This window comes from Curtobacterium sp. A7_M15 (genome assembly GCF_030705415.1).
Taxonomy (GTDB): Bacteria; Actinomycetota; Actinomycetes; order Actinomycetales; family Microbacteriaceae; genus Curtobacterium.
On sequence record NZ_JAUZED010000171.1, the window covers coordinates 1 to 4,553 of the forward strand.

Here is a 4,553-nt window from a genome sequence, read left to right on the forward strand (position 1 = left end):
GGGGTGCGGCGCGGAGCGCGGCGCAGCCGCCCGCGGCGCGCGGCAGCGCCCGTCAGCGCGCGTAGGCGTCGACGAAGAGCGCCCCGCGGACCTCGCGGAGCGTGTCGGCCAGGCGGGCGATGGTCCGGCCGGAGATCCCGGAGACCTCGAGGTCGTACGGCCCGAGCGCCTGCAGCCGCCCGGTCCGGATCCGGACGACCTCCCACCCGACACCGCGCACGGCACGGTCCTTCCGGCGGTCAGTCTCCTGCCGGGGTCCGACGTGCTCGAGCCCGTGCCGCCCGGTGGAGTCGTACTCGATCGCGACGCGGAGCTCCGGCAGGATGATGTCCGGCCAGACCTCGACGTGGTCGAAGAACGGCCGGTCGAGGCGGATCGCGGTGTGGTCGAAGGTGAAGGCGAACCGCTCGGCGAGGGCGGCCCGGAGCTCCGCCTCGACCGCGGAGGCCGTCGCCGGCGCACACACGCTCGTGAACGACTCCCCCGAGGGCAGCCGCGGGGTCTTCGGGCAGATCGACCGCGGGGCGGCCGGAGGCCGAGGGCGGCGCGGCGCACCGGGTTCCGGCCGACGAGGACGGGATCGGGTCGACGCCACCGCACCCGCCGGTGTCCCACGAGCCGGTGCCGCGGGGAGCGTCTGCCGACCGGTGACCCGCACGACCCGCTGCGGGACCGGTACTGCGGCCGGCCAGTCGGACGGCAGCACGGGCCAGCGCTGCGGCTGGGCCTGGACGGCGCACTCGGGGCACCAGACCGACCGACGGCGTTCTCGCCCCGGGCGGGAGCGCTGCTCACCCGGGGTCGCGACGAACACGTGCCCGACGTCGCACTCCCAGGTCAGCAGGACCTCGGCAGCGGGTGGCACCTGGCTGAGGACGACGCCGTGGTTCCACTCCGGGTGGTACTGCCGCACGAGCACCGGGTACGAGGACCACTCCGCGCGGAACTCCCCCACGGCGTACGGCACCGCCGCGCCGCGCGACCACTGTCGGCGGCGCCACCACGCGTCGACGGGTTCGGCCACGCTGTCACGCTAGGCAGCACCACCGACAACCGCACGCGTCGGGTCGAGGCGGCGACAGCAACGAGCGGACTCAGGCTCCGAGGGCGTTCCGCACGAAGGCGACGAGGGCGTTCGCGTGCCCGTGCCCGAGGCCGTGTTCCTCCTTGAGCCAGGCGACGACCTCCATGTGCTTCTGGCCGTCCAGCCGGTCGGCGACGAGGTCGAGCCACTCCTGCACCGGTCGACCGTAGGTCTTCTCGATGCTCGGGAAGTACGACGCCGGGCCCTTCGGCTTGCTGCCGTCGGCCGGGAGCTCCGGTGCGGTCACGCGGTGTGCGGTCATGCGAGTCACGATAACCGCCGCCGTGCGTCACGGGGCGTCATCCACGGCGACTGTGTGACGCCGCGTTCCCTCCCGTGCCGATGTGTTTCACGGGACGTTGTCGCGCCTCGGCGCCCCTCCTACGGTCGCGACATGACCCAGATCACCGACACGGAGCGGGATGCCGTGACCCGCCCCGAGAGCGCGAGGGACGGGGCGGACGCACACCGCGCCTCCAGTCCGACCGAGGCGACCATCGACGCCGCCGGACGCGCCGCGCTGGACCGGCCGGTCGTCCCGCTGCGCCACCCGCTGCGGTGGATCGCCGCGGCGGTCGTCCTCGTGGTCCTGCTGAACTTCGTCGAGACGCTCTTCACGAACGAGCAGTGGGGCTGGCCCGCGGTCGGGAAGTGGCTGTTCAGTCCGGCGATCCTGACCGGCCTGCAGCTCACGCTCGTCGCGACGGCGTTGAGCGCGGTGATCAGCTTCGCCGGCGGCATCGTCGTGGCGATCGCCCGGCTCTCGCGCAACCCGGTGTTGTCCGGACTCGCGTGGGGCTACGTCTGGCTGTTCCGATCCGTGCCGCTGATCCTCGTGCTCGTCTTCCTCTACAACCTCGGGTCGCTGTACCCGAGCATCGGCATCGGCATCCCGTTCGGACCGCAGCTCGAGGTCCCGACGGCGAACGTCCTCGGCGACCTGGCCATCGGCGTGATCGGACTGAGCCTCAGCGAGATCGCCTACGCGTCGGAGATCGTCCGCGCCGGCGTGCTCGCCGTCGACCACGGGCAGCACGAGGCCGCGCAGGCCCTCGGCCTCCCCCGCCGCCGCCAGTTCGTGCGGGTGATCCTCCCGCAGGCGCTCCGCTCGATCGTGCCGGCGTTCGTGAACCAGATCGTCGGGCTCCTGAAGGCGTCGTCGCTGCTGTTCTACGTGTCGCTCCTCGACCTCTTCGGTGTCGTGCAGAACCTGTCGAGCACGTACCCGACCGACATCATCCCGCTGCTGGTCGTGGCGACGATCTGGTACCTGGCGCTCACGAGCGCGGTGTCGGTCGTGCAGTACTACGTGGAGCGCTGGACGGCACGCGGCTCGGTCCGCGCGCTGCCGCCGACGCCGTTCCAGCGGTTCCGTGCCGCGGTGCGGCGTGGTCCGGCCGGTGGCCGTAGGCGGTCGGCGGGACCGGGAGGCGCGGCTCGCCGTGCCGACGCAGCCGCCGCCGAACAGGCGGTCGCCTCCTCCGCTTCCACCACGAACGACAGGGCGATCTGATGAGCGCGAGCATCGGCATCCACGGCGCCGTGAAGGCCTTCGGCGAGAACGTCGTCATCGACGGGGTCGACCTGGCCCTGCCGTCCGGGAGCGTCACCGTGATCCTCGGTCCGTCCGGGTCCGGCAAGTCCACGCTGCTGCGGGCGATCAACCACCTCGAGCCCCTCGACCGCGGTGTCGTCACCGTCGGCGGCGAGACGATCGGTGTCCGCGTGCGCACCGGCCGCGACGGCGTCCCCCGCTACAAGGAGCTGCCCGAGCGGCTGATCCTCCGACAGCGCTCCCGGATCGGGTTCGTGTTCCAGCACTTCAACCTGTTCCCGCACCTCACCGCGCTCGAGAACGTGGCCGAGGGACCGATCGCCTCCGGCGTCCCCGCCGCCACCGCGAGGGCCCGGGCACAGACGCTGCTCGAACGGGTCGGCCTCGGCGACCGAGGAGCCACGCGCCCACGCCAGCTCTCGGGCGGGCAGCAGCAGCGTGTGGCGATCGCCAGGGCACTGGCGCTCGAGCCCTCGGTGGTCCTGCTGGACGAACCGACCTCGGCGCTCGACCCCGAGCTGGTCGGCGAGGTGCTCGGCGTGATCCGGGACCTCGCGGAGTCCGGCACGACGCTCGTCATCGTCACGCACGAGGTCGCCTTCGCCCGCGAGGTCGCCGACCACGTCGTCTTCCTCGACCACGGCCGGGTCGTCGAGCAAGGGTCGCCCGCGCAGCTCATCGACGACCCGAAGCACCCCCGCACGCGCGACTTCCTGTCCCGCGTCCGCTGACCCGCACGCGCGACTTCCTGTCCCGCGTCCGCTGACCCCACCCGCACCCACCCATGCCCGACAGGAGCACCATGCCCACCATCACCCCCACCCGCTGGCGTCACCGCGCCGGCGCCCTCGTCCTCGCCGCCGGTGTCGTCGTCGCCCTGGCCGGCTGCGCCGCGAACGCCAGCGCCGGCTCCGGCTCCGGCTCCGGCTCTGACGACGGCACGGTCACGATCGGCGCGGCGTCGAACGGTGCCGCGACCGAGACGAAGGTCTCCGTGCAGGAGGACTCGAAGCTCCACGACGAGCTCCCCGCGTCCGTCCGCGACGCAGGCACGCTGACCATCGGGGTCGGGGCGCTGCCGTCGGGCTTCCCGCCCCTCGCCTTCACCGGGGACGACCAGAAGACGCTGACCGGTTCCGAACCCGATCTCGGCCGTCTCGTCGCGGCGAAGCTCGGCCTCGAGCCCCAGGTGAAGAACGCCACGTGGGACAACCTCTTCGTCGGCATCGACAGCGGCAAGTACGACGTCGGCTTCTCGAACATCACGGTGACCGAGCAGCGCAAGGAGAAGTACGACTTCGCCTCCTACCGCCAGGACAACCTCGCGCTGCAGGTGCTCGCCTCGAGCTCGCTGACCTTCGACGGGGACCCGTCCGTGCTCGCGGGCAAGACCGTGTCGGTCAGCTCCGGGACCAACCAGGAGAAGATCCTGCTCGAGTGGCAGAAGGACCTGCAGGCGAAGGGCGAGGACTTCACGATCAAGTACTACCCGGACGGCAACGCGATCAAGCTCGCGCTCGACTCGGGCAAGATCGACGCCTACTTCGGCCCGAACCCGACGATCGCGTACCAGAACACGCAGAGCAAGGGCACCGCGAAGCCGACCAAGACGGCGGGCACCTACTCCGGCGCCGGCTCGTCGCTGCAGGGCCTCATCGCCGCGACGACGAAGAAGGACAGCGGCATCGCGAAGCCCGTCGCGGACGCGATCGACGAGCTCATCGAGGACGGCACCTACGCGAAGTGGCTGCGGGCGTACAACCTGTCGAACGAGGCGGTCAAGCAGTCCGAGGTCAACCCGGAGGGCCTGCCGCTCGACGCGAGCTGACGCCGCGCGCGCCGTCCGACACCCCCGTGGCCGACCGGCTGCGGGGGTGCCGGCGTGTGGTCGTGTGGGTTCGGGGTGGGGCCGGG

General features: G+C 72.2%; 5 protein-coding genes. 3 read left to right on the top strand and 2 right to left on the bottom strand.

What is annotated here, in order from left to right; all coding sequences use genetic code 11:
- Positions 1–52: 52 nt before the first annotated feature.
- Positions 53–1,024 (bottom strand): hypothetical protein, encoded by a 972-nt coding sequence (locus tag Q7F20_RS17770; protein WP_305741389.1) that lies wholly within the window; start codon positions 1,022–1,024, stop codon positions 53–55.
- A gap of 70 nt (positions 1,025–1,094) precedes the next feature.
- Complete coding sequence (locus Q7F20_RS17775; protein ID WP_305741390.1) at positions 1,095–1,346, bottom strand: DUF4287 domain-containing protein; 252 nt, start codon at positions 1,344–1,346, stop codon at positions 1,095–1,097.
- Between the two features lie 132 nt (positions 1,347–1,478).
- Here Q7F20_RS17775 and Q7F20_RS17780 point away from each other — a divergent pair, with 132 nt between their 5' ends.
- From Q7F20_RS17780 to Q7F20_RS17790, 3 genes are all read left to right on the top strand, one after another.
- On the top strand, positions 1,479–2,597 hold the full coding sequence (locus Q7F20_RS17780; protein ID WP_305741391.1) for an amino acid ABC transporter permease: 1,119 nt from the start codon (positions 1,479–1,481) through the stop codon (positions 2,595–2,597).
- Positions 2,597–3,370 carry an amino acid ABC transporter ATP-binding protein gene (locus Q7F20_RS17785; RefSeq protein WP_305741392.1) on the top strand — a complete coding sequence of 258 codons (774 nt, stop codon included), beginning with the start codon at positions 2,597–2,599 and terminating at the stop codon, positions 3,368–3,370. The genes Q7F20_RS17780 and Q7F20_RS17785 overlap by 1 nt, the downstream gene beginning before the upstream one ends.
- A gap of 71 nt (positions 3,371–3,441) precedes the next feature.
- Complete coding sequence (locus tag Q7F20_RS17790) at positions 3,442–4,467, top strand: ABC transporter substrate-binding protein (protein ID WP_305741393.1); 1,026 nt, start codon at positions 3,442–3,444, stop codon at positions 4,465–4,467.
- Positions 4,468–4,553: the final 86 nt, after the last annotated feature.

Bases quoted from the DNA above. Each gene is read 5' to 3' on its own strand.
- Q7F20_RS17775 (WP_305741390.1), bottom strand. From the start codon at position 1,346: ATGACCGCACACCGCGTGACCGCACCGGAGCTCCCGGCCGACGGCAGC.
- Q7F20_RS17780 (WP_305741391.1), top strand. From the start codon at position 1,479: ATGACCCAGATCACCGACACGGAGCGGGATGCCGTGACCCGCCCCGAG.
- Q7F20_RS17785 (WP_305741392.1), top strand. From the start codon at position 2,597: ATGAGCGCGAGCATCGGCATCCACGGCGCCGTGAAGGCCTTCGGCGAG.
- Q7F20_RS17790 (WP_305741393.1), top strand. From the start codon at position 3,442: ATGCCCACCATCACCCCCACCCGCTGGCGTCACCGCGCCGGCGCCCTC.